Genomic DNA, 2,144 nt, shown 5'->3' with positions numbered 1-2,144 from the left:
GGAAGAGAACCAGCAGGCCAATCAGTGTGACGAAGGCGATGGCGGCGATCATGGATGCAAGCATATGGGGCGCGCAGGTAACCCCCCTCGCCGGCAGCGAGCACCTCTGACGCGCTGTGCTTGGTTGCGCTGCCAATGCCCGCAACTGATTAACCGCAGGGACCGCGGCAGAGACGAGATCGATCAGCTAACTTATGCCAACTTACTAATGCGTGGCGAGAAGAGGGCACCCGCTCTAGGGCGGTGCGATTGAGCAATACGCCGACACGATCATCGTCCCACAATGGTCACCAGCGTTCGTCCCGGTGAGGGTTCCGCTCGCGGTACGGGCGCAACTGGGCTAGTCGCGTGGTTTAGTCCCCATGAACTGAAAAGGATATTGGGAGCACATCAACCCGAATGGCGACTACACCTGGAACGAATCCCGCCACCCCGTCGACGGAAACAGCGATGACTTCGCCGACCCTCGGCGTGTTACGTATTCTGTTTCGTAAGCCGGCCCCTTGTACGGGACGAAACGTGGCCACCGCGGTGTTCTTCTTTAGATGGCCTACTTCTTTAGGTCTTCGTCATTTGTGTCCGCGAGTAGCAGATCCATCTGCAGATTCTTGGCCAGAGTATAAGCGCGGAGTGCTTGGGTTGCAACGAGTATCAATCGCCCAAGCAAAGCCAAAAGCACGAAGCAGACGATATATGCTGCGACTATTCCGGCCATTGCGGCGACGCCGTAGAAATTGTATGAATACATAATTCAACGCTAGTTGATAACGGCTTCCGAAATTTCAAGCCTGATGGATACTATTTTTTGCCCGGACTCGATATCGACACTCTCGCAACAAAGGGGCGCTCTCTACTCGATGCGACTCGCGCCGGCAGCAAGGTGCAACGGATTGCCAATGAGTTAGTCGCTATCGAGCCGGGGCGCGGCTCGGCTCGGCTCGGCGAGAATCTCTCGCCCGTCACCTACACGACGACCAAGAATCTGCCATCGCGAAGGACTGCGCTCAAGGGTGGCTTGGCGAGGTGAACCGACCTGGACGAAGCGATATGCACCTGCACGGATGCCGATCCACTCCGGGCCTACACTAATTGCCCTCCAAGTTCCCAATGAGGAAAGAGGGAAGACGCGCGACTTAGGAACCCTCGTCCCGTATGGGGTTCGGCTTACGGGCTGAGTCGGACCCTTCCATTTTATGAAGTCAGCGCGATGAACGTGCGGACGTATGACATTCCTACCCGCCGTTGTTCGCGTGCGATTGAATTGGTGTAGTTAGGCACGACTGCTTGGGTTGCCTTGTTCGACATTCAGGGCGTAACTGCGAATGCCTTCGACTACGTTCGTGTATCAATACACGAATAGTGTGGCGCTGTTGGGCGTGGTCGGTGGATCATGAGTGCATGAAGCAGAAATGCACTGCTGGTCGGTTAATCGGAGCGATCGCTGTCGCGATACTTCTGGCTGGATGTCAGCAGACCGGACCCGAAAACGGGAAGGGTATAGGCGATCCAGATGCTGTCCAGTCTGGAGAGACCGCGACCTGGCGAATTAGTAATCCCACTAATCTGGGCCGGGACAGCACTAATATCGAGGTCGTCGTTACCCGACTCGGCTGCTCCTCCGGCGTTACCGGCGAGACCCTACCCCCTGTCGTGACGTACAAGTCAGAACAAATCACGATCCGGATTGACGTTGAACCCTTTGGCGGCGGCGCGGCTGATTGCCCAGGGAATAATGCCGTCCCTGTCATCGTCCAACTCGACCAACCACTCGGGGAACGCACACTGATCGACGGCGGATGCCAACGCATCGATGCCGCCGATACCGCCGCTTGCGAATCTGATCTGCGTTGGCCAGCGTGACACCGATCCAGCACGGCGGTTCAATCATGTAGCAATACGCCCCGTCACCTCGGAACATCGAATTCCTCTGGATCACAGACCTAACGCTGCGCCAACAGAAGCAGTTTCACGTCCACCACGAAGATTTGGCGTCCCGTAGGGGGTTCCCGTTGCCGGACTAGATAGTCCGGCAACGGGAATTCAATCGGTGCCCTTCTCAAAGGCTGGGACTGCCCCGAGTTCAGTTGACTCTGGGGGTTAGTGGTTTCAGGTGGCCTTGAGGGCCATGTTTATTGTCTCAAACT

At 56.7% G+C, this 2,144-nt stretch carries 1 protein-coding gene; it reads right to left on the bottom strand.

Features of this window, described 5'->3' with window-relative positions; all coding sequences use genetic code 11:
* Nucleotides 1-1,662 precede the first annotated feature (1,662 nt).
* Nucleotides 1,663-1,863 (bottom strand): hypothetical protein, encoded by a 201-nt coding sequence (locus tag CXY78_RS00100; RefSeq protein WP_104087439.1) that lies wholly within the window; start codon nucleotides 1,861-1,863, stop codon nucleotides 1,663-1,665.
* Nucleotides 1,864-2,144 lie beyond the last annotated feature (281 nt).

Origin of the sequence: Cryobacterium sp. N19 (assembly GCF_002929595.1) — a bacterium.
GTDB classification, from domain to species: domain Bacteria; phylum Actinomycetota; class Actinomycetes; order Actinomycetales; family Microbacteriaceae; genus Cryobacterium; species Cryobacterium flavum.
Note: the sequence above shows the minus strand (reverse complement) of the source record. Positions and strands in the feature narration are given on the sequence as shown.